General features: G+C 66.9%; 23 protein-coding genes. 16 read left to right on the forward strand and 7 right to left on the reverse strand.

Features of this window, described 5'->3' with window-relative positions; genetic code table 11:
• The first annotated feature begins 22 nt into the window (after positions 1-22).
• Positions 23-1,024, forward strand: a complete 1,002-nt coding sequence (locus tag BAY15_RS06145; protein WP_068850013.1) for a LacI family DNA-binding transcriptional regulator — start codon at positions 23-25, stop codon at positions 1,022-1,024.
• A gap of 272 nt (positions 1,025-1,296) precedes the next feature.
• Here BAY15_RS06145 and BAY15_RS06150 read toward each other — a convergent pair whose 3' ends face one another.
• Entirely contained in the window at positions 1,297-1,734 is a 438-nt protein-coding gene (locus BAY15_RS06150) for a hypothetical protein (RefSeq protein ID WP_068850016.1), read from the reverse strand.
• Between the two features lie 94 nt (positions 1,735-1,828).
• Between BAY15_RS06150 and BAY15_RS06155 the strand changes: the two genes are divergently transcribed.
• Positions 1,829-2,434: a hypothetical protein gene (locus BAY15_RS06155; protein ID WP_068850019.1), complete on the forward strand. Its 606-nt coding sequence runs from the start codon at positions 1,829-1,831 to the stop codon at positions 2,432-2,434.
• 87 nt (positions 2,435-2,521) lie between these two features.
• Positions 2,522-2,905 carry a hypothetical protein gene (locus BAY15_RS06160; protein WP_157771700.1) on the forward strand — a complete coding sequence of 128 codons (384 nt, stop codon included), beginning with the start codon at positions 2,522-2,524 and terminating at the stop codon, positions 2,903-2,905.
• Positions 2,906-2,921: 16 nt separating this feature from the next.
• Here the strand turns inward: BAY15_RS06160 and BAY15_RS06165 are convergent, their stop codons facing one another.
• Together BAY15_RS06165 and BAY15_RS06170 are read right to left on the reverse strand one after the other, a co-directional pair.
• Positions 2,922-4,037, reverse strand: a complete 1,116-nt coding sequence (locus BAY15_RS06165) for an MBL fold metallo-hydrolase (protein WP_068850024.1) — start codon at positions 4,035-4,037, stop codon at positions 2,922-2,924.
• A 58-nt stretch (positions 4,038-4,095) separates the two neighbouring features.
• A complete protein-coding gene (locus tag BAY15_RS06170; RefSeq protein WP_068850026.1) occupies positions 4,096-4,665 on the reverse strand; it encodes a TetR/AcrR family transcriptional regulator in 570 nt (189 codons plus the stop codon).
• 182 nt (positions 4,666-4,847) lie between these two features.
• Between BAY15_RS06170 and BAY15_RS06175 the strand changes: the two genes are divergently transcribed.
• The 4 genes from BAY15_RS06175 (at position 4,848) to BAY15_RS06190 (ending at position 7,411) form a co-directional block, all read left to right on the forward strand.
• Positions 4,848-5,306, forward strand: coding sequence for a DUF1801 domain-containing protein (locus BAY15_RS06175; protein WP_068850029.1), 459 nt, complete (start codon positions 4,848-4,850; stop codon positions 5,304-5,306).
• A 37-nt stretch (positions 5,307-5,343) separates the two neighbouring features.
• Entirely contained in the window at positions 5,344-5,787 is a 444-nt protein-coding gene (locus BAY15_RS06180; protein ID WP_099047385.1) for a DUF1801 domain-containing protein, read from the forward strand.
• Between the two features lie 119 nt (positions 5,788-5,906).
• A complete protein-coding gene (locus tag BAY15_RS06185) occupies positions 5,907-7,034 on the forward strand; it encodes a metallophosphoesterase (RefSeq protein WP_068850032.1) in 1,128 nt (375 codons plus the stop codon).
• Between the two features lie 53 nt (positions 7,035-7,087).
• Entirely contained in the window at positions 7,088-7,411 is a 324-nt protein-coding gene (locus BAY15_RS06190; RefSeq protein ID WP_068850035.1) for a hypothetical protein, read from the forward strand.
• Positions 7,412-7,447: 36 nt separating this feature from the next.
• On the opposite strand, the gene BAY15_RS06195 is transcribed toward BAY15_RS06190, so the two are convergent.
• On the reverse strand, positions 7,448-8,860 hold the full coding sequence (locus BAY15_RS06195; protein ID WP_068850038.1) for a DUF2867 domain-containing protein: 1,413 nt from the start codon (positions 8,858-8,860) through the stop codon (positions 7,448-7,450).
• A 22-nt stretch (positions 8,861-8,882) separates the two neighbouring features.
• The gene (locus BAY15_RS06200; RefSeq protein WP_068850041.1) at positions 8,883-9,203 is read right to left on the reverse strand and encodes a metalloregulator ArsR/SmtB family transcription factor; all 321 of its coding nucleotides are present in this window, start codon (positions 9,201-9,203) and stop codon (positions 8,883-8,885) included.
• A 173-nt stretch (positions 9,204-9,376) separates the two neighbouring features.
• On the opposite strand from BAY15_RS06200, the gene BAY15_RS06205 reads away from it, so the two are divergent.
• The 9 genes from BAY15_RS06205 to BAY15_RS06245 all read left to right on the forward strand — a co-directional run bounded on the left by BAY15_RS06205 (position 9,377) and on the right by BAY15_RS06245 (position 19,553).
• Positions 9,377-9,868, forward strand: coding sequence for an RNA polymerase sigma factor (locus BAY15_RS06205; protein WP_068850044.1), 492 nt, complete (start codon positions 9,377-9,379; stop codon positions 9,866-9,868).
• Positions 9,865-10,926 (forward strand): FecR family protein, encoded by a 1,062-nt coding sequence (locus BAY15_RS06210; protein ID WP_068850047.1) that lies wholly within the window; start codon positions 9,865-9,867, stop codon positions 10,924-10,926. The genes BAY15_RS06205 and BAY15_RS06210 overlap by 4 nt, the downstream gene beginning before the upstream one ends.
• A 71-nt stretch (positions 10,927-10,997) precedes the next feature.
• Positions 10,998-14,057, forward strand: coding sequence for a TonB-dependent receptor (locus BAY15_RS06215; RefSeq protein ID WP_068850048.1), 3,060 nt, complete (start codon positions 10,998-11,000; stop codon positions 14,055-14,057).
• A 2-nt stretch (positions 14,058-14,059) separates the two neighbouring features.
• Positions 14,060-15,439: a hypothetical protein gene (locus BAY15_RS06220; RefSeq protein WP_068850050.1), complete on the forward strand. Its 1,380-nt coding sequence runs from the start codon at positions 14,060-14,062 to the stop codon at positions 15,437-15,439.
• 82 nt (positions 15,440-15,521) lie between these two features.
• Positions 15,522-15,956 carry a pyridoxamine 5'-phosphate oxidase family protein gene (locus BAY15_RS06225; protein WP_068850052.1) on the forward strand — a complete coding sequence of 145 codons (435 nt, stop codon included), beginning with the start codon at positions 15,522-15,524 and terminating at the stop codon, positions 15,954-15,956.
• A gap of 12 nt (positions 15,957-15,968) precedes the next feature.
• Positions 15,969-16,697 (forward strand): DUF72 domain-containing protein, encoded by a 729-nt coding sequence (locus BAY15_RS06230; RefSeq protein ID WP_068850054.1) that lies wholly within the window; start codon positions 15,969-15,971, stop codon positions 16,695-16,697.
• Positions 16,690-17,418 carry a DNA-formamidopyrimidine glycosylase family protein gene (locus tag BAY15_RS06235; protein ID WP_068850057.1) on the forward strand — a complete coding sequence of 243 codons (729 nt, stop codon included), beginning with the start codon at positions 16,690-16,692 and terminating at the stop codon, positions 17,416-17,418. The genes BAY15_RS06230 and BAY15_RS06235 overlap by 8 nt, the downstream gene beginning before the upstream one ends.
• A gap of 150 nt (positions 17,419-17,568) precedes the next feature.
• Positions 17,569-18,225 carry a class I SAM-dependent methyltransferase gene (locus BAY15_RS06240; RefSeq protein ID WP_068850060.1) on the forward strand — a complete coding sequence of 219 codons (657 nt, stop codon included), beginning with the start codon at positions 17,569-17,571 and terminating at the stop codon, positions 18,223-18,225.
• 65 nt (positions 18,226-18,290) lie between these two features.
• Positions 18,291-19,553, forward strand: a complete 1,263-nt coding sequence (locus tag BAY15_RS06245; protein ID WP_068850063.1) for an MFS transporter — start codon at positions 18,291-18,293, stop codon at positions 19,551-19,553.
• A gap of 42 nt (positions 19,554-19,595) precedes the next feature.
• Here BAY15_RS06245 and BAY15_RS06250 read toward each other — a convergent pair whose 3' ends face one another.
• Together BAY15_RS06250 and BAY15_RS06255 are read right to left on the reverse strand one after the other, a co-directional pair.
• Positions 19,596-20,315: a GntR family transcriptional regulator gene (locus BAY15_RS06250; protein WP_068850066.1), complete on the reverse strand. Its 720-nt coding sequence runs from the start codon at positions 20,313-20,315 to the stop codon at positions 19,596-19,598.
• 209 nt (positions 20,316-20,524) lie between these two features.
• On the reverse strand, positions 20,525-21,880 hold the full coding sequence (locus tag BAY15_RS06255) for an SLC13 family permease (protein WP_068850068.1): 1,356 nt from the start codon (positions 21,878-21,880) through the stop codon (positions 20,525-20,527).
• Between the last annotated feature and the right edge of the window lie 37 nt (positions 21,881-21,917).

Below are 21,917 nucleotides of genomic sequence, written 5' to 3' on the forward strand. Positions count from 1 at the left end.
CGACAAGAAGAACCCAACACCCATGGCAACCATCTACGACATCGCAAAGCACGTCGGCGTTTCCGCAGGCACGGTGTCGCGGGCGCTTTCGCGGCCGGACAAAGTCCTGCCGGCCACGCGCACGCGCATCGAGCAGGCCGCCGCCGCGCTGGGCTATGTGCCCAACACGGTGGCCCGGACGCTCAAGACCCAGCGCAGCGGCAAGATCCTGGTGACCGTGCCGGACATCGCCAATCCGTTCTTCGCCCAGATCCTGCAGGGCGCGGAGGAAGCGGCGCAGGCGGTGGGCTACGCGGTCCTGCTGGGTGATACCCAGCATCGCCCCGAGCGCGAAGAGCGCTACGCGCAGATGCTCCGCCGCAACGAAGCCGACGGCATGATCGTGCTGGGCCATCGCCTGCCGCCGACCGCACGCGCGATCGTGCAGCAGCAGGGCACCACCGCGCCGGTGGTCAATGGCTGCGAGTTCGATCCCGCACTGGGCATCCCCAGCGTGCACATCGATAACGCCGCCGCCGCACGCGCGGTGATGGACCACCTGTACGGTCTGGGCCACGAGCGGATCGCCGTAGTCGGCGGGCCGCCTGACAATCCCCTGCACCAGCAGCGTCTCGAAGGGGTGCAGGCCGCCAGCAAGGCACGCGGTCGCCTGCGCCACCTGAGCGTGGTGCCGGGGGATTTCTCAGTGGAATCGGGTCATGCGGCAGCAAGGGCGCTGTTGGCCGGCGCGACCGTGCCCACCGCGATCTTCTGTTTCAGCGACCAGATGGCGCTGGGGGTACTGGCAGCCTGCCGGGACCTGGGCATCCGCGTGCCCGATGCGCTGTCCATCGTCGGCTTCGACGATCTGGCATCGTCCAGCTACCTCACGCCCGCATTGACTACCGTCCGGCAGCCCATGCGGGAAATCGGCGAGCGCGCGGTGAACCTGCTGCTCGCCATCATCGAAGGCGTGGATGTACCGCTGCAGCAGACGCTTGAGTTCCGCTTGATGGTGCGGGGTTCGACCGCAGCACCGATGTAGAGCCACGCCCAGCGTGGCTTCGTGGTGCCTGATCGGAGAGCAGCCACGCAGGGCGTGGCTCTACGGGGCGCCGAGAGATTCGGCAGGCGCGCGTTGCGACGGTCGGTGCGTGCCGCCCTGGCTACGCCGGTTTCTTCGGAAACACTTCCACGGTCACTTCCTCGATTTGAGCATCGGCAGGCATGCCCCGTCGGGCAGTGCCAGCCTGCCGGGGTAGTACGTAGGCTAGGTGCTGGCGCGGTTGACCTGCGGCTTCCAATCCGTAACGCGGCTCAGTAAGGATGCGCTTTTCCGCAGGCCAGCACGTGGTTGTAATCGCTGGACATGCATTGGTAGAAGGCGCGCTTGTTGCCGTCGGCCGCTTCGCAGTCGGCCGTGGTGAGCTGCGGCAGCAACGCACGCAATGGCGCGGCGGAGGCATTGAACTGTTCCGCCGCGAGGTAACCGCCGCGGACGTTCTTTTCGCCCACTTCCAGCATGGTTTCCACGCCGTACCGCGCGTTCTCGACGGCCTTGGCGCAGTTCAGTTCGTTCTCGCCCTCGCGCACCTGGAGCAGCTGCCGGGAAATCTGGTCCGCATCGGCTACCGCGCGGTCGCGGGCGCTGGGCGCGGTGGTCGTGTCATCGGCGGCAGACACCACCGGGCCCAGCGCCAGGAGCAGGAGTACCGCCGCCGCGCGGCCGGTCCAGCGGGTCGAAAGGTTGGGCATGCGGTGACTCCATGGCGGGAACGCGCGATGATACCGCGCCCCTGTGCTGGGGTACCTCGTTCGCAGTTCCTCCTGCCAACCTCTGGAATCCACCATGATGCGATTCGTCTTGTGCGTGCTTTCGCTGTTTGCGTTCGTTGCCCCCGTCGGGGCCCGGGATTTCGTCAAGAAAAGTGCCACGCAGTCGGTTGCTCTCCCGGAGCCCGACAAGGCGCAGCTGATCTTCCTGCGCCCGTCCTCGCTGTTCGGCGGCATGTACACGATGTTGAGTGAAGTAACCCCCGAGGGTGACCGTTTCATCTCGGCCATCGGTGGAAAAGACAAGGTGGTGTATTCCACGGCCCCCGGCAGGAAGATGTTCGTCTCCAACGATGGCATGCGCGTGCATTTCATGGACGCCGACCTGGAGGCCGGCCGGCGCTACTACGTACTGGTCCGTCCCGTGTATGGCAATGGCTACCAGCTGCGGCCGATCCGGCGTGATGGGGGCAGCGACTACAGCATGGACAACCCGGATTTCATCAACTGGGTCCGGCAGAGCCGGCGCGTGGAGGCATTGGGCAGCGAGCCGCCGATGCCGGCGAGGGCCCTTCCGCAACTGGCAAAGGCCCGTGAGCTGGGCTGGGCCAGCTGGCTGGCCAAGACGCCAGCCGAGCATGCCGAGCTGACCCTGGAGCGCGCCGACGCTGTTGATCGGTAGTAACGCGGCGGGTCATCGCCAGCCTGCCTTTGAACGGGTAGGCTGCGCGGGACAGATTCCAAGGGAGTGGAGCGTATGTGGCGACAGATGGCAGCGGTGCTGGTGGTGATGGGTCTGGTGACCGGGATCACGCATTTCTTCAGGATTTCCTTCGTCGCCAAGGCCTCGTTCTCCTTCGAGGCGGGAGATGTAACGGGGGTCATGGTCGGAGTGTGGATAGCGCTGCTGGGTGGGCTCATCTCAAGGCGCTACCGATTCGCCCTTGCCGTAGCCGCCATGTACCTCCTGGTGTGCTGCATGGCGGTGTACTTCGTCAGCCGGTTCATGGACGACGGCTTTCTCGGCGCGTTCCTGTTGAACGGCTGGAACAGCGTGGCCTACGTTCTGGGCGGCATGCTGGGCGCCTGTGTCGGTGTGTTCATCGGTAGTGGCCGGCGACGCGCCCGTGAGCGCGTCCTGCCCGAAGCCTGAGCAAGGCAGAGTCCACTCAGCGCGCGCTGCCCGCCACTACGCCGCTGCTTTCGCTTTCCGTTGCGGCCAGCGCCCGCCACCACGGCGTGCCCGCATGCGGCGCGGAAAGATCCAGGCGTTCGCCCATTTCCGGCGTGGACAGCGCGATCCCGCGCTGCGCGGCCAGCGCGCTGACCCGCTCGAATGGTTCTTCCCAGCGGTGCATGGCCAGGTCGAAGGTGCCGTTGTGGATGGGCACCAGCCACTTGCCGCGCAGGTCCTGGTGCGCCTGCACGGTCTGTTCCGGCTGCATGTGCACGAACGGCCACTTGGCGTCATACGCACCGGTTTCAACGAAGGCGACATCGAACGGCCCGTAACGTTCGCCGATGCGCTTGAAGCCGTTGAAATAGCCGGTATCGCCACTGAAGAACACGCGCAGCTCATCGTCCAGGATCACCCACGAGGCCCACAGCGTGCGGTTGCCATCGCGCAGCCCGCGGCCGGAGAAATGCTGGGCCGGGGTGGCGGCGAAACGCACGCCATCGACCTGGGTTTCTTCCCACCAGTCCAGCTGCACCACGCGGTCCTGCGGCACGCCCCAGTCGATCAGGCGGTCGCCCACGCCCAGCGGGGCCAGGAACACCTGTGCACGCGTTGCCAAGTACTTGATGGTCGCGCGGTCCAGGTGGTCGTAATGGTCATGCGAGAGCAGCACGCCACGGATGGGCGGCAGTTCCTGGAGCGCGATCGGCGGGGCGTGGAAACGCTTCGGGCCCATCCACTGCACGGGCGAGGCGCGCTTGGAGAAGACCGGGTCGGTCAGCCACCAGCCACCGCGCAGTTTGATCAGCAGGGTGGAGTGGCCCAGCCGGTACATGCTGCGGTCCGGCGCTTCGGCCAGCGCCTGCGCGGTAAGCGCGCGCACCGGCGGCGCCTTGGGCGGGGTGGTGCCCGGCGGGCGGTTGAACATGAACTCCCAGAACAGCTTGAGCGTGGCGCCGAAGGATTCCTTCGGTTTGGCGGCCACGTTGGTGAACTGGTCATCGGCGCGTTGCGGCGAAGTGTCGTAAGAGGCGATAGGCACGGTGAAGGTCATCCCGATCAGAACGGTGAGGGAGAAGGCGACAGCGAGTACAGGCAGGATGCGCATGCGTCTCCTTGGTCTTGTGGATGAGTGCGCAAGCACTCATTCATTGGCGGAGAAAAAATCAACGTTGAATGCCCTTCCAGAACAGGTCGAAACCGGCCTGCTGCAGGGTGTCGCGTTGCTCGGGCTGGGCGGCCATGGCCTCCAGCGTGGTTTCCAGCAGGCTGATCAGCACCCGGCCGAGGTAGAACGGAATGCGCTCCGGGTCGATATGGCGGGCAAGGCTGGCTTCCAGGGTCTGCAGCGTGGTGCCGAACAGCCCGGCGCAGTGGGTGCGGGTGCAGTCGGTGATGCGTTCGGACACCTTCAGCTGGCGCAGTGCCATGCGGTCGATCGGATGCGCCGCACCCCAGACCAGCAGCGCGTTCCACACATGGTGCAGCTGTTCACGGACCTCGGCATTCGCCGGGAAGGTGCCACCGACCGCCAACGCCAGGCGCTCTTCCAGGCGCACGAACAGCGCATTGAGCAGCGCGTCCTTGGTCTCGAAGTAGGTGAACACCGTGCCCTCGGCGACCTTGGCCGCCTTGGCGATCTGCGCGGTGGACGCGCCCACGCCCTGTGCAGCCACCAGTTGGGCGGCAGCAGCCAGGATCGCATCGCGTTTCGCTTCGCTGAGGGGGCGGGCCATGACGGGGTATAAGTGAGTGACCACTCATTTATAGGGCGCGGGACGCGAGGATGCAAGGGGCTGCCGGCCAGGATGGGGCGGCCGTTCAGCTCGCCCCATCGCCGGATTCGTCACGCTGCTGACTCGGCACGCTCGCGTTGAAATTGATGGGAGGGCGGTCTATAAGGCGGTCAGGCACCTGCATGGGCATCGACGTGGCGACCACCCGACGCAAAGCAGTCCCCGACCCATCCACCGGCACGCCGCGCCTGCTGGCCGGCGGCAACCCGCAGATTCCCAAAGGCGAGGGCGATGCCCCCGTGCAGGCGTGGATCGCGGCAATACCCGACTGGAAGCGCGACGCGGCCCGGCAGCTCGATGCGCTGGTCGTGGCAGCGGTGCCGGGCGTGCGCAAGGCGGTCAAATGGAACTCGCCGCTGTATGCCGCCGGCGATGACGGCTGGTTCCTGAGCATGCATTGCTACGCGCGCTACATCAAAGTGGCGTTCTTTCGTGGCAAGGCACTGGATCCGGTGCCGCCGGAGGCATCCAAAAGCCAGGATACGCGCTACCTGCACGTTGTCGAGGACGTGCCGCTGGATGCCAAACAGTTCACCCGCTGGGTGAAGCAGGCCAGCCGGCTTCCCGGCGAAAGGATGTAACCCATCCCCTTCTTTCAACGTTGATCAGGACCCGGTCATGCCACGTGCCAGCACCCGCAGCAAGCCGATTGCCACCGCCACCGCTGCACCGGACGACGCCGCGCAGCAGATCGATGCAAAGATCGCCGCGCTGGACGACTGGCGCGGCAAAACCCTGGCGCAGCTCCGCAGCATCATCCACAAGGCCGATCCCGACGTGGTGGAAACCGTGAAGTGGCGCGGGGTGCCGGTCTGGGAGCACGACGGCATCCTCTGTACCGGGGAAACCTACAAAGCCGCGGTGAAGATGACCTTCGCCCATGGGGCCAAGCTGGACGATCCGAAGGGATTGTTCAATTCCAGCCTGGAGGGCAACACCCGCCGCGCCATCGACGTGCATGAAGGCGAGAAGATCAACGAGGCGGCGTTGAAGGCCCTGATCCGGGCGGCGGTGGCCTTCAATACGGCCAAGGCAAAAGCGAAGAAATCACCTTCTCGCTGAACCGCGCAACCCAGAATTCCACCCCCTCGCGGTGGCACCTGTCGTCAACATCGGCAAAGATGGTGCGCTGCACGATCGCCGCTGGCGCGCGCGCATCCCCCCGGAACCTGGAATTGCCTGTGCTGAGTGTTGTTGGAGTAGTGCTTGCGTTGTATGTGGTGTGGCGCTTGATCTGGCCGCTGCGCGTGCCGGTCTCGGTACGTGGCCCGCTGGGCCTGCTGGTGCTGGCGCTGGCGCTGCACCACCGGATCGTGGCGCGGTTTGCCGGCACGATGGCTTCGCCGGAGATTCCCAAGGCGGCCCTGGTGGTGCTGGCAAGCGGTTTCACCGCCCTGCTGCTGGTGGCGGTGTTCCTGCTGGTGCTGGACGTCCTGCTGCTGGGCGCGCGCCTGCTGAAGCTGCCGCGCGCTGCCGATGCCCTGCGTCGCAGCTGGCTGCGGCCAGCGGCGGGCGGACTGGCGCTGGTACTGGGCATCTGGGGCGTGCAGCAGGGCATTGCCGTGCCGCAGACCCGCCAGATCGAGGTGACCATTGCCGGCCTTCCGCAAGCGTTCGATGGCTATCGCGTGCTGCAGCTCACCGACATCCACGCCAGCCGCCTGCTCACCGGCGACTGGGTGGCCAAGGTGGTGGCTGAAAGCAACGCGCTGAAGCCGGACCTGGTGGTGATCACCGGCGACCTGGTGGACGGCAGCGTCGCCGCCCGCGCCAACGATGTACGCGCGCTGGGCCAGCTCCACGCACCGGATGGGGTGATCGCGATCACCGGCAACCACGAGTATTACGGCCAGTATGCGCAGTGGATGCCGGCATTCCGCGCGCTGGGCATGCAGGTGCTGGAGAACAGCCACACCCGGGTCACGCGCGATGGCGCGGTGCTGACCATCGCCGGGGTCACCGACCCAGTGGCGGCGCGCTATGGCCTGCCAATGCCGGATCTGAAGGCAGCACTGGCGGGCGCCGATTCCGGGGCGCCGGTGATCCTGCTCGACCATCGCCCGGGGGAAGCGCGCGCCAACGCGGCGCAGGGCGTGCAGCTGCAGCTGTCCGGGCACACCCACGGTGGCCACATCGTCGGCATGGACCAGCTGGTGAAGCGGGCCAACGGCGGGTACGTCTCCGGACGCTACGACGTGGACGGCATGACGCTGTACGTCAGCAACGGCGCCGGCCTGTGGCCGGGCTTCGCCGCGCGCCTGGGCGTGCCCTCAGAAATCACGCTGGTGACGCTGCGCCGCAGGCCATAGCCCATAATCGCCGCCAACGAGGCCGTTCGGTTTCCTTCAACGAGGACGCACGCATGTTGGTTTTGTTGCTGGTAGCGGGCCTGCTGGTGGTGAACATGGCGGCCTCGCTGTACGTATGGGCAAAGGCGGACGCGCCTGCATCGCAACGGCGCCTGCAGCTGCTCGTCATCTGGCTGCTGCCGGTGGTGGGGGCGGTGCTGTGCGTCATGTTCGTGGTGATGGCACGCACGTCCGAGGGCCAGGGTCCCGACGATCCCTGGCACGGTGATGGCGGCGGCACGCACACCGCCGATCCGGGCGGTTGGCGGCTTCATGCTGAAAGCCGCGACGCGGATATTGGCGATAGCGCGGGCGCTGATGGGGGAAGCGGGGACTGACAGCCCGCCGCCGCCGCTGCACCCGCGCCGGGGCGCTTATCTGGCCAATGCTGTCTGTGTTGGCACGGTTGCCTGGACAAGGTCCGGGGCCAGCGCGTGGGCTACGGCCATGCGCAGCATGGCGGGGCTGATGTGGCGGCGATGCACGTGGTCGATGGCCGCCATGTAGAGGCGACCGAAGCGGTTGTGGGTGCGCACCCGCGTGCCCAGTGCAATCACTGCCGCGCCGTCAGCATGCAGCTGCACACGGACGCAGGAACGGAAGCGAAGGTGGCGGTCGTCCGCACCCAGCAGCACTTCGGCGCTGCGGTCGGTTGCGTCCACGCGCTGTGCATGGACCGGGAAACGACCGGCAAAGAGCGTGCTGCGGTCGGTCGAAAGCAGCGAGGAGACCGGGCAACCCAAGGCTGAAGTGCGCAGATGAAGCGGCGCCACCAGTGCATTTCGCAGTGCCATCAAACGGCCCACGCTGGGCGGTGGATTGAGCACGAAGCCTTCCAGCAACGCTTCCAGCACCACGCTGGCCGAACGGCTTGCCACGCTGTGCGCGGGCAGCACCAGCGTGTTGTAGTCCTGGTGGTCGACGCCGTCGGCGAGCGCCCCGTGCAGCAGCGAATCTGCCGGCGGGGCGGGCAGCGCCTGCACCGGATGCCGCGCAGCGCTGCGGCCGATGTAACCCTGCGCCGGGCGCAGCCGCGCCAGCCATGCGCGCAGTGGGCCGATCAGGTCGCGTGTGCGCGCGCACAGGCCGGCCAACGCCGAACGGGCCGGCGACTGCAGCGACAGGCTCACCACCGGAACGCGCGACAGGTCGGCCTGGTCCAGCAACAGCTGCAGCGTCTGCGGCAGGGTATCGGTCAGGGACGGAATGTCGGCGCTGTCCGCATCGATCTGCTCGCGCTGCGCCTCGGTCAACGCCCCGCTGCGTTCGTTGGCATGGCAAGAGAGCGCGAACAGCGCCGGGTGGCGTGGGTGGCGCGACACGAACTGGTGCCAGGTGCCGCTGCCGAAGCGCACCGTGAACAGGCAATCAGGCGGGATGTCCACGCAGCGCAGCGCATGCAGGAACGCAGCCGGGTCGCGCTGCAGCTGGGCATCGGACGCGGTGGAAAAACGCAGCTGCGCACCGCCGCTGCCGGCGATGGCGGTGAACATGCGTGGCCCGGCGTGGCGGTGGAACGGATGCCCTTGGCGCCCGACCGAGAACGAGTACAGCGACGACGCATCGTCGTGGGCCAGGTGCATGCCGCCGAGCCGTGCGGAGGGCTCGTCCAGCGCATCCACGAAGGCCGGATGCGCGGCCTGGCGAAGCCCGGCATCACGCAGCAGCTGGTCGCCCGCACCGATCCCGAGCTGGGTGATCAAGGCCACTTCCACAGGGCTGCCATCCCCGTACGAAGGCAGGCTGATGCTGGGGAACGAACGACTCACGCGGTGGGTGTCCAGCATGCCGGTCTCCTGGTGGCAGGGCTCAGGTCGAAGGGGTGGGTTTGCGCTTGGCACGTGCGCGGCTCTCGCGCTGCAGGGGGCCGCCAACCGGGCAGACTTCGGCGGCCCAGGCGAACAGGGTGTTGGTCAGGCGGTCGGGCACCTGGCGGAAATACACGAACTGGCCGCGCTTCTCGCGTTCGATCAGGCCGGCATCCTCCAGGATGCGCAGGTGGCTGGAGAGCGCCGGCTTGCTGAAATCAAAGCGTTCGCCCAGTTCGCCCGCAGTGAGCTCGCCACCGTTGAGGTAGGCCAGGATCTGGCGGCGGGCGGTGGAGGCCAAGGCCTCGAAGATGCGGTCCATTCCGGTAGTTAATTAATTCGTTAACTAATCGTGCGCCGTGGCCCTGGGCCTGTCAAGTGCCGGCGGCCGCATCGCACCGTCACCACCGCGTAATACGCAGCGCTTACCTTGCGCCGCACTTCCGGGGTTGGGGCGGCACAGTGGCCGAGCAGGCAAGAGGGCGGCTGGCGCGGATGTTCGTGGAACACGCGCCGGTGCTTCGGGGGTTCTTCGTGCGCCGGGGGGCGCGACAGGACGCCGAAGACCTGGTGCAGGAGACGTACCTGCGTCTGCTGCGTGCGCATGCGGGGCCGGGCGAGTCCATCGCCAATCCCGAGGCGTATCTGTTCACCGTAGCGCTGAACCTGGCGCGTGAGCAGGCCAGCCGCAGGCGCTGGTCGACCCTGCCGATCGAGGACATCGAACAGCTGGGCCAGGGCCTGGCCAGCGGGGAATGCGTGGAAGATGCCGCCGAACGCGAACAACGCAGCCAGCGCCTGCAGGCGCTGCTGGCCACGCTGCCCGAGCACACCCGCGCCGTGCTGGTGATGCAGTACCGCGATGGGCTGAGCTACAAGCAGATTGCCGAGCGCCTGGGTGTTTCCCCGCACATGGTGAAGAAGCACGTCGTGCGCGGGCTTGCCGTGTGCCGGCGCGCGATGGCCGACCGCGAGGTGCTGCGATGAGCGCACCGTCGCTGCACCCCTCCGCGTTGACCCAGGCCGCCGCCCACTGGCATGCGCTGCAACGCCAGGGCGATGTGACGCCCGCGCAGCAGCGCGCCTTCATGGACTGGCTGCTGGTCTCGCCCGAGCACCTGCGCGAGTATCTGGTGATCAGCGAAACCGCGGGCGCGCTGGGGGAGGCGCTGCGCGCGATGCCGATCGACCTGGACGCACTGCTGGCGGCACCGGCAGCGCAGGGCACGGGCGATAACGTCGTGCAGCTGCCGGCGCGCGCGCCGCGTGCAGCCGCGCCCGCGCCGGCCCGACGCCGGTGGCTTCCTGGTATCGCTGCCGCAGCCGCACTGCTGATGGCGGTGGGCATCGGCACGCCGCTGGCGTGGCCGCATACCACCCGCTATGTGGCCGCCCATGGCACGCCCCGTCAGATCGAGCTGTCCGACCACAGCGTGCTTCATCTCAATGCCGAGAGCGAAGTCTCGGTGCGGATGAGCCTGTTCGGTCGACGCGTTGAACTGGAGCGAGGCCAGGCCAGCTTCGTGGTCGCGCCGGACCGCCGGCCGTTTGCCGTGCATGCTGGCGGCCTGAAGGTGACCGACATCGGCACCACCTTTGATGTCTCGCTGCTGCGCGAGCAGGCGCGGATCGCGGTCAGCGAGGGCCGCGTACAGGTGCACGGTGATGGCGGCCGCGGACGCCTGCTGGCCGATCTGTCGGCGGGCAAGGTGGCCCAGGTGGACTATCGCGACCAGCGCGTGCAGCTGCGCGATGAGGACGCGGCCAGCATGATTGCGTGGTGGCAGGGCCGCATCGTGTTCCGCGACGAGCCCCTGCGCGAAGTGGCCGACCGCTTCAACCGCAGCAACGCCCTGCGCCTGCGCGTGAGCGATGACGCCGGCGCGCTTCGCCTGACCGGCAACCTGCGCGCCGATGACCTGGGTTCGCTGCGTGCGTTCCTGGACCAGCAGCCGGCGCTGGTCATCCAGCAACGTGCCGATGGCATCCACGTACGCATGCGCGACGTGGCCGAAAGCGCTGTCAAAAAAAATTCATCGAATTAGGGGTGCCCGATCCACGCCTTGCCGCGTCGTAGTTGGGGAACGCCACCGCCATTCCCTCACTGGATCCCACGATGCGCTGCACTCTGTTCCTTTCGATCGCCCTTGCCCTGCAGGTCACCGCGACGGCCACCGCTGCAGAACCGACCCGGCTTGCCGCCGATGCCATCGCCTCGCAGCCCTTGGACATGGCACTCAACGCGCTGTCGCGCCAGACCGGCCTGCAGTTCGTCTACAACGCGCAGGTGGCGGGGAATCCGCGCACCCCGGCGGTGCCGGCGGGCCTGAGCGCGGAGGCGGCGCTTGACCGCCTGCTGGCCGGCACCGGGCTGCGCTACCGCTACCTCAATGCCGGTACGGTTACCATTGAAGCCGCGACGGCGGGCAGCGAGCCCACCTCCGGCGTGGTCGCGCCGATGGCGGCAGCCGAGGCCCGTGCTGCCCCGCTGCAGGCTTCTGCGGGCGCAGGCGCCGCGCCCGGCGCGCAGAACCTGGAAACCATCCAGGTGACCGGAAGCTACAGCCGCAGCCTGGAACAGGCGGTCGACCTGAAGCGCAACAACATCGGCTTTTCCGATTCCATCGTCGCCACCGACGTGGCCGACTTTCCGGAACAGAACCTGGCCGAAGCGCTGCAGCGCGTTCCCGGCGTGACCATCGAGCGCAGCAAGGGCCTGGGCACCAAGGTCAACGTGCGCGGCCTGCCGTCGGAATACACGTACGTATCGATCAACGACCTGGCCACAGCTTCGGGCAGTGGTGGGCGTGACGTGGAATTCGACATGTTCGCCTCGGAGATCATCCAGCAGGTCACGGTGCAGAAGTCGCCCACCGCCGCCGACGAAGAGGGCGGCATCGCCGGCTCGGTGAAGATCACCACCGCGCGACCGTTCGACTACAACGAGCGCAAACTGGTGCTGTCGGCCGAAGGCGCACACAACAGCATCTCCGAAGAAGTCGACCCGCGCTTCGCCTTCCTGGCCGCCGATACCTGGGGCGACTGGGGCGGCCTGGTGTCGTACTCGCAGTCCAAGCGCACCAACCGTACCGACTCCACCTCGGGCATCAACTTCCGCCCGATGTCGCGCTTCCTGGGGGCGTCCGGCACGCGCGGTACCCAGGCCCAGGCCGTGCTGGCGCGCGACGCCGGGGTGAACATCGTCAACCGCACCGACACCGATGAAACCAATCGGGTGGTCTTCCAGGACAAGGTCGGCGACCGCGTCTACCTCAACGAGCAGGACAAGTGGGGCGCCACCGCGTCGCTGCAGTACAAGCCCAGCAGCAGCTTCAGCCTGACTTTCGACGCGATGCTGGGCGGCTACGATTCGACCGAGGACGAGTACGACGCGGCGGCCTATTCGGCCTCCAGCCGCAGCACCCTCGACACCATCCACGAATACGACGCAAGCACCCTGTCCGAGTACGGCATGGTGGTGCTGCGCGATGTGTCCTACACCGCCACCCAGCACGAGATGCTGAGCAAGGAGCGGATCAACAAGACCGATTACAGCCAGTACAGCGTTGCGCTCGACTGGAAGGGCCAGGACTGGTACATCGATGCCATGGCCGGCTATTCCGGCGCGGAGAAGACCTCGGACTTCTCCAACCTCAAGCACGTCGCCTACGCGCCTTCGCGCACCCGCTGGACCGGCCGCAGCGGCGAAACCATCCCCAGCACGCCGGGCGGCTTCGACATGTACAACGCCTCGGACAAGTACCTGTTCGAAGCCTACGAAACCACGCTGGAGAAGGTGGACGACGACAAGTACGCCGCCCAGGTCAACGTGACCCGCATGCTGGACCTGGCCTTCCTGCCGGCGCTGCGTGACGTGAAGTTCGGTGCGCGCTACACCGACCGCTCCAAGCAGCGCCAGTACGGCGAGCTCAAGATCACCGGGCCGACCGCCGGCAGCAGCGCCTGGGTCAACACCCGCACCCTGGCCGACAGCCCGCTGCAGTGGATCGGCGACATCGTTCCCGGCGGCGACTACACCATCAAGGACCTGGACTGGCAGCAGGTGTCCAACGACTACGCACGCCGCGCCTTCCGCTATGACGGCTTCTACACCCCCTTCGACGCCGGCCAGTTCTACCAGGTCGATGAGAAGGTGACGAGCGTGTACGCGATGGCGGACTTCGCCTTCTATATCGGCCACGTGCCGGTCAACATCAACGCCGGCGCGCGCTATGTCGATACCAGCGTCACCTCGTTCGGCTACCACCCGATCCAGCGGCCCGATGGCAGCACCGGCTACACCGATACCCCGGTATCCAGGGATGGCAGCTACGACGACGTGCTGCCCAGCTTCAACATGACCGCCGAACTGGCCCAGGGCCTGCTGCTGCGTGCGGCCGCGTCCAAGACCATGATGCGCCCGGCGCTGACCGACATCGCCTACAAGCGTACCGCCAGCTGGAGCTCGTACCGCTTCACCGATGGCAACCCGGAACTGAAGCCCACCTACGCCAAGCAGTGGGAAGTGGGCCTGGAGAAGTACCTGGACAACGGCGCGCTGTTTGCCGCTTCCTACTTCCGCAAGAACATCGACGGCGTGGTGATCAACTCGCTGACCGGCGTGGTCGAGGATGTGGCCGTGTACAACGCCAACGGCACCCTCAACGGCATCTTCGATTTCGACGTGTACCAGCCGGTGAACGCCAAGGGTTCCTATCAGGTAGACGGCGTGGAGCTGGTGGCGCAGCTGCCACTGGGCATGTTCCACCCCATGCTGGAAGGCTTCGGCGTGAATGCCAACTACACCGTGCTGGACAGCTCGCTGGCCGGTGAGTCCGACCTGGGCATCCGCACGCCGATGCCGGGCCTGGCCGAGAAGACCTGGAACCTTACTGCGTACTACGAAAATGACCGGTTCGATGCCCGCGTGTCCTACAACCACAAGGACGAATACGTGGAATCGATCGGCTATGACATGTACCCGATCTGGCGCGATGCCTACGGCCAGATGGATGTGTCGATCGGCTACCGGATCACCGACAACATCAAGGTCAGCCTGAAGGGCATCAACCTGACCAACGAGATCACCAGCGGCTACACCATGGATCCGTCCTTCCCGACCATGTACGAAGCCTCGGGCCGCCGCATCAGCCTGGGCCTGCGCGCCGACTTCTGATCATGCAGACACTTCTTCTACTCACGCTGCTTGCGGCGCCGACCACGGCGTCGCCTGCCGATCCTGATGCCGGTCGCGACTGGCAGCCTGGTGACCACCACGTGCACAGCGAATGGAGCGTGGACTGGGACCGCAGCACCACGCCGCCCACGCCGATCCGTGGCGGCGACTCGTCCTACACCCGCAGCCACAACGCCGAACGGGCGCGGCACTTCGGGCTGCGCTGGATGGTGCATACCGACCACGGCGGCCCCGGCCACTCGGCGGTGACCCGCGATCACGCCTATCCGGCGCTGCTGCAGGCCCGGCAGGACGTGCCCGAGGTCATCCAGTTCAACGGCATGGAGTTCGATGTGCCGGCCGGCGAACACGCCTCGCTGGTCATCGCGCCGGGCGCGCGCGAAGCCGAACACCTGGTGACGATCGAACGCCACTACAGCCGCGGTGAACCGCTGGAAGAGGGCAGCCGCGATACCCACCAGCACATGCTGGATGCGTTGGTCCACATGCGCGGGCTGCGTCCGCTGCCGCTGATGCTGATCAACCACCCCTCGCGAACCGCTACCGGGGTGGGGCAGTGGGGCGAAGTGGAGCCCGCTGAGCTGAAGGCGTGGCATGCCGCTGCGCCGCAGGTGCTGGTCGGCATGGAGGGCGCGCCCGGGCACCAGGCTACCCGCTCCGAGCGCGGCCTGTACCGGAATGCGGCAGCGCCGACCTTCGGCGGCTTCGACCAGATGACCACGCAGGTCGGCGGCGTCTGGGACCAGATGCTGGCCGACGGTAGCCGCTTCTGGATCACCGCCAGTTCCGATTCGCACGTGAACCAGCGCGACGGGGGCAGCGACTTCGATCCGGGTGAGTACAGCAAGACGTATGTCTGGGCACGCCCGGAAGCCGATGACATCCTCGGCGGCGTGCGCGCCGGGCGCATGTTCGCGGTGACCGGCGACCTGATCGACGCATTGGAGCTGAGCGTGCAGGCGGTCGATGGCAGCGGTGGGGTGGGGCACATGGGCGGGGGCGTGACCGTGGCAGCGGGTACGCCGATGCGCGTGCAGCTGCGGGTGCGAACGCCGGACAGCGCCAATGCGATCGGGCGACATCCGGCGCTGCGCCAGCTGCAGCTGATCGTCGGCAGTGGCACTGGCCAGGCGCCCAGGATGCAGACCCAACGCTTTACCGCCAAGGAGTGGAAGCAGGAAGGTCGGTGGTATGAGGTGACGTGGGAATTGCCGGCGCCGCCCGGCGGCGGATTCGTGCGTGCACGCGGCAGCAACACGGATGAGCCGACGCCAATGCCCGACATCAAAGGCGAAGATCCCTGGCAGGACCTGTGGTTCCATTCCAACCCGGTGTTCATCGGCAACAACCCACCGCCGTGAACGCCACGACATGGCACGTGCACGATCCGGTCACGGCCCCCCACGGAGTCTGGCAGTACCCGATTCCCGCACGGATACCGCCATGACCACGCTCACCCTGCACGACCTGGCCAAGAAAATGGCCGGCATCGACTTCACCATGCTGCAGACCTTCGCCGACAACGGCGAGATCGCCGGCCGCCCGATGAGCAACAACGGTGATGTCGATTACGACGGTGACAGCTGGTTCTTCTCGCTGGACAGCACCGACATGGTGCGCGAGCTGCAGGCCGAGCCCAAGGTCGCGCTGAGCTTCGTCGGCAGCAAGGGCCTGCTCGGCAAACCGCCGTTGTTCGTGTTCGTGCAGGGCAAGGGCCGGATCATCCGCGACAAGGAAGTGATGCGCGAACACTGGCAGAAGAGCCTGGAGCGCTGGTTCGAACAGGGTGTGGATACCCCGGGCCTGGTCCTGATCCACGTCCATGCGCACCGCATCCATTACTGGGACGGTGAAGACCAGGGTGAGATCCAGGTCTGAGGAACGCCGGACATGCCTGCCTCCCCCGGGCCGCTGGTCGGCTGCGCTGGCTGGTCCATTCCGGGCCGCTACGCTGACCTGTTCGGCCCCGGGGAGAGCATGCTCGCGCGCTACGCCACCCGGTTTCCCGTAGTGGAGATCAACTCCTCGTTCTACCGGCCGCACAAGCCCGGCACCTACGAACGTTGGGCGGCCAGTGTGCCGCCCGCGTTCCGCTTCTCGGTCAAGATACCGCGCACGATCTCCCACGATTCGGCATTGGTCGGCGTGGGGCCGTTGCTTGACCGCTTCCTCGATGACTCCAGCGCGCTCGGCACCAAGCTGGGTGGCCTGCTGCTGCAGTTGCCGCCCTCATTGGCGTTGGATACCCGCCGTGCCTCGAGCTTCTTCCGCGCGCTGCGCAGGCGCAGTGGGGTGCCGCTGGTGTGCGAGCCGCGCCATGCCAGCTGGTTCACCGACACGGCCGACGCATTGCTGCTGCGCCACGGCGTCTCGCGGCTGGCGGCCGATCCAGCGCGTGTGCCGGCGGCTGCCCAACCGGGCGGTGCACCGACATGGCGCTACTGGCGCTGGCACGGCGCACCGCGCATGTACTACAGCGACTATGACGACGCGGCATTGGACGCGCTGGCCGCGCAGGTGCGCCATGCACGTGGACCCCGCTGGGTCATCTTCGACAACACCGCGCACGGCTTTGCCGTGGCCAACGCCGCGCGCCTGCAGGAGCGGTTGCATGCCTGAAGGCCCTTCCATCGTCATCCTGCGCGAGGCGGCGGCGAAGTTCCGTGGCAAGACCGTGCGCCGGGCGGTGGGCAACAGCTCCCTGGATCTCACCCGCATGGAGGGGCGGCGCGTGATCGCGCTGCGCAGCTGGGGCAAACACTTCCTGATCGAGTTCAGCGGCTTCAGCCTGCGCGTGCACATGCTGATGTTCGGCAGCTACCGCATCGACGAACGCAAGCCATCGCCCCCGCGTGTTTCGCTGCAGTTCGACAACGGCGAGCTGAACATCTACGCCTCATCGCTGAAGTACATCGAAGGCAAGCTGGACGAAACCTACGATTGGCGCACCGACGTGATGAACGATGCGTGGGACCCGCGCCTGGCCCGGCGCCGGCTGAAGCAGCAGCCGGACACCCTGATCTGCGATGCACTGCTGGACCAGGAGCTGTTCGCCGGCGTCGGCAACATCATCAAGAACGAAGTGCTGTTCCGCCAGCGGGTGCACCCGGAAAGCACGGTGGGAGCGTTGCCACCGCGGATACTCGGGAGGGTCATTGCCGACGCCCGCGCCTACAGCTTCCTGTTCCTGGAATGGAAGCGCGCCTTCGAGCTGAAGAAGCATTGGCAGATCCATACCAAGCGGACCTGCCCGACCTGCGGCGGCCCGGTTTCCAAGACGTACCCCGGCAAGAGCCGGCGGCGCACCTTCTTCTGCCCCAATTGCCAGATCCGATACTGAGTGAAGGACGGAAACCGCCCGTCCTGTAGGATGGGTGCGTCCCACGCCGTTTCGCGCGTCCTGCGCGGCCCTTCCGGTCGCCCGCTTCGCTCCCCTTTCGAGCCGTCCGCCACCGGGGTGGGCCGGCTCTCCGTGTTTCATGGAGCGCACATGCCGGGCTATACCACCCGCATTCTCACGGTTGCCGTCAACGGCCACGAGTTCCGTATTCGTGCCCTGAGCGACCTGCAGCAGTTCGCCGATCCCACCGGCCGCGCCGAACGCGCCGGCATCCATTCCTCGCTGTGGAGCCTGTTCGGCCAGGTCTGGCCCGCCGGCCGGGTGCTGGCCGAGACCATGAGCCAGTACGACGTGGCCGGCAAACGCATCCTGGAGCTGGGTTGTGGGCTGGGCCTGTCCAGCCTGGTGCTGGCGCATCGTGGCGCCAACGTGGTGGCCAGTGACCACCATCCGCTGGCCGAATCGTTCCTGGCCTACAACGCCGGCCTCAACGACCTGCCGGCCGTGCATTACCGCGACCTGCCCTGGGAGATGCCAGATACGTCACTGGGTCGTTTCGATCTGATCATCGGCAGCGATGTGCTGTACGAGCGGGGCCACGGCGTGCAGATCGCCGCAGTGATGGAGCGCCACGCCAAGCCCACGGCCGAACTGCTGCTGACCGATCCCGGTCGCGGCAACCTCGGTGGCTTCTCGCGCGCCATGGCCCTGCAGGGGTATGAAGCGAGCGAAGAGGGGGGCTTTGGCGAGGATGAAAGCAGTTCGCCAGGGCGTGGGCGCCTGCTGCGCTACGCACGCACCGCGTAGGGCCACGCAGGGCGTGGCGCTACGACGACACGGTCTGCAGATCGTTTGTCGTAGGCTCCGAACCCATGACCAACCCACCGTCCGCCACACCCACCCGCTCCATGATCGTCGCTGGCCTGTCCACCGTGGTGGAGTGGTACGACTTCACCCTGTACCTCTACCTGGCCACGGTGCTGTCGCGGGTGTTCTTCGGCGGGGGCGACAACGCCCTGCTGGCCACCCTGGCCGGCTTCGCGGTGAGCTACCTGATGCGTCCCCTCGGCGCGCTCTGCTTCGGCCACTTCGGAGACCGCTTCGGCCGACGCTACATGCTGCTGGCGTCCATGGCCCTGATGACGCTGGCGATGCTGGCCACCGCGCTGCTGCCGACTTTCGACAGCATCGGCGCCACCGCCGGCGTGCTGTTGCTGCTGCTCCGCTGCGTCATGGCGTTTTCGGTAGGCGGCGAATACACCGGCGTGGTGGCTTACCTGCTGGAAAGCGCCCCCATCCGCCGGCGCGGGCTGGTGACCTCTCTCGCCTCCGCCGCAAGCGAAGTGGGTGCCCTGCTCGCCGTGGCACTTTCGGCACTGACCGTGGCGCTGCTCAGCAGCGCCCAGCTCGATGGCTGGGGCTGGCGCATTCCCTTCTTCATCGGTGCGGCCCTGGCCGGCGCGATCCTCCTCGCGCGCTCGACCATGCACGAATCGCCCGAATTCGAACGCCAGGTGGCCGCCGGCACGGTACCGACCTCGCCGATCCGCGATACCTGGCGCTACCATCGCGGCGCGGTCGCGCGCACCTTCGCCATCTCCGCGCTGGGTTCGATCACCTACTACGTGGGCATCACCTACGTGCCAGCGTTTCTCGGCTCGGCCAGTGACGTCGGCGAATCCCAGGCACTGTGGCTGTCCACCATCGCCGCCGTCGCCGTGATCGGCGTGACCCCGCTGGTGGGCGCGTTGTCCGACAAGGTGGGGCGACGCCCGGTGTTGATCGGGTTGGCACTGCTGTCAGCGCTGCTGCCGTTGACGATGTTCGGCGTGATGGCCACCGGCAGCGCGGTGCAGATCGCACTGGCCGCCGTGGTGTTGGCCTGCCTGGCCGGCGGCGTCAGCGCCGTCGCCGCGCCGGCCACCGCCGAACAGTTCCCCGGCGAAGGCCGGCTCAGCGGCCTGGCGCTGGGCGTGACCATGGCCACCGCCTTCTTCGGCGGCGCCACCCCGCTGTTGGCCGAACTGCTGGTGCGCCACACCGGCTGGGCGGCAGCGCCCGGGGCGATGATCGCCGCCGTCGCGCTGCTGGTATTGCCCGTTCTGTGGGGCCTGAGGGAAACGCGCCCGACCTGATTGCGCAGCCACGCAGGGCGTGGCTCTACACGGCGCGCGGGGTTACGTGCCGCCTTCGGTGGGTAGTGGCGCTGGAACGTTCAACAATCCACCGGCTGCCACATACGCCGCCAACGCCTGGCCCTGGCTCAGCAGGTGCCGTTCCATCGTGCGCTCGGCTGCCTCCGCATCGCGCCGGCGGAAACACTCCATCAACTCGCGATGTTCCGCCAGTGACTGCGCCGTACGCCCCGGCGTCAACAGCTGCCGGCCGCGATGCATCTTCAGAATGCGATGCAGGTCATGCGTGATCCGGATCAACCACGGATTACCGGCGTAGTGCTGCACCGTCTCATGGATCAGATAGTTGTTGCGGTAGTAGTCGGCAATATTGCCCTCCGCCGCCGCCGCCTCCATGGCCGCATGCAGCGCTTCCAACTGCTCTATCCCCGCATCGTCGATGTGCTTCACCGCCTCATGCGCACACCGCCCCTCCAGCATCGCCATCACCGGAAACAGCTGGTTGAGATCCTCCAGCGTCAGCCGCGTCACCCGCGCCCCACGCCCCGCATCAATCTGCACCAACCCCTCGGCCGCCAGCAGCTTCAGCGCCTCGCGCAACGGCGTACGGCTGATGCCCAGCTCCTCGCAAAGCCCCGGCTCATCAATCCACTCCCCAGGCGGCAAGCGGTAGTCATAGATGCGCTCACGCACATGCTCGGCCACCTCCTCATACAAGGGAGCACGCCTTTTAGGTGAACGCGGAGCAGGAGCAATGGCCATGAATGAATTGTATTCGCTCTTCCCCAAGGCCACCAAAACACCGTCAAAGGCGGGTCGGGGCGGGTTTGCGGGGGTGTGAGCGGCATGGATGCCGCGACCAAGCCCCCATGGACGGGTTCACGGCGTCCCCCGCAAACCCGCACCGTCCCGCCAAGCCGCGGAGGCCTTGGCGATAGGCTTTTGCTGTTGCTTTGGCCGTTGCTTCAGCCTTACATCCAACCCGGAACAACAAACAGCAGCCAAGCCAACAGCGGCCCGAACACCACCACCAGCCCGCTGTACACCAGGAACCGGCGGAACAGCGACTCGCGCTCTTCCTTGGCCGCCGATGCCACCACCAGCGCACCGTTGGTCGAGAACGGACTCACATCCACGATCGTCGACGACACCGCCAGCGCGCAGATCACGCCCGCCGCGCCCAGATGCCCCTGCAGCAGGAACGGCACCGCCAACGGAATCGTCGCGCCCAGTACCGCCGCCGACGACGCAAACGCCGACACGATCCCGCCCACATAACAGACCAGCAGCGCCCCCAGCAGCGGAATGCCGATGTTCGACACCCCGTTGCCGATGAAGTCCACCGAACCGGCCTTCTCCAGCACCCCCACATACGTCACCACACCGCAGATCAACAGCACCGTCGACCAGCTGATCCCATCCACCGCACCCTTCTGGCTGGCCGGCGACAACAGCGCCAGCACCACCGCCACCGTGATCGACACCAGTCCCACATTGAGGTTGTAGATCAACGCCGCCACGCCCAACCCGACCAGCCCCACCAAAGTGAACAGCCGCTCGCGCGTGATGCCCACCGCTTCCAGCGCGTCAGGATCGTTCGACAACGTCCCGCCGCCCGCCGACACCAGCGCCCCGTGACCCTCGATCGCGAACTGCCGCGACGACGCCTGCGGCCCACCGGCCAGCGCCAGCTCACCGCCGCCCATCGCCACCGCACCGCGCCGCATCAACGCCACCCCGCCGAACGCGAAGAAACAGATCGTCGCCATCATGAAGTTGAAGCCCAGGCTGGTCAGGAACACTGCCATCTCCGTCACTTCCAGACCCGCCTTCTGCACCACCCCGTTGGTGATGCTGCCGTACACACTGATCGGCGAGAACCCACCTGCCTGCGCGCCATGGATCACCAGCAGGCCCATCATCAGCGGGTTGATCTTGTACTGCTTCGCAAAGCGCAGCGCCACCGGCCCGATGATCGCCACCGCTGCCGGACCCAGCGCACCGAATGCAGTCAGTACCGCCGTGACCACGAACATCACCCACGGAATGGCCACGATCCGCCCGCGAACCGCCCGAACTGCCCAGTGCACCAGCAGATCGATCGTGCCGTTCTTCTGCGCGATCGCAAACAGATACGTGATCCCGACCAGGGTCAGGAACAGATCGCCCGGGAAGCCGCCCAGCACCTCCTTGCCCTCCATCCCCACGAAGATGCCGCCGATGATGAAGGCCAGCGCGAAGGCCACCGCACCCATGTTGATCGGCAGGGCAGTGGCGATGATGAACATGATCACCAGACCGATGATCGTTGCAATTTGTGGACTCATGCGCCCTCCCAGACACGTGATTCGCGTACCGCACGGA

Source organism: Stenotrophomonas rhizophila (assembly GCF_001704155.1).
GTDB lineage: Bacteria > Pseudomonadota > Gammaproteobacteria > Xanthomonadales > Xanthomonadaceae > Stenotrophomonas > Stenotrophomonas rhizophila_A.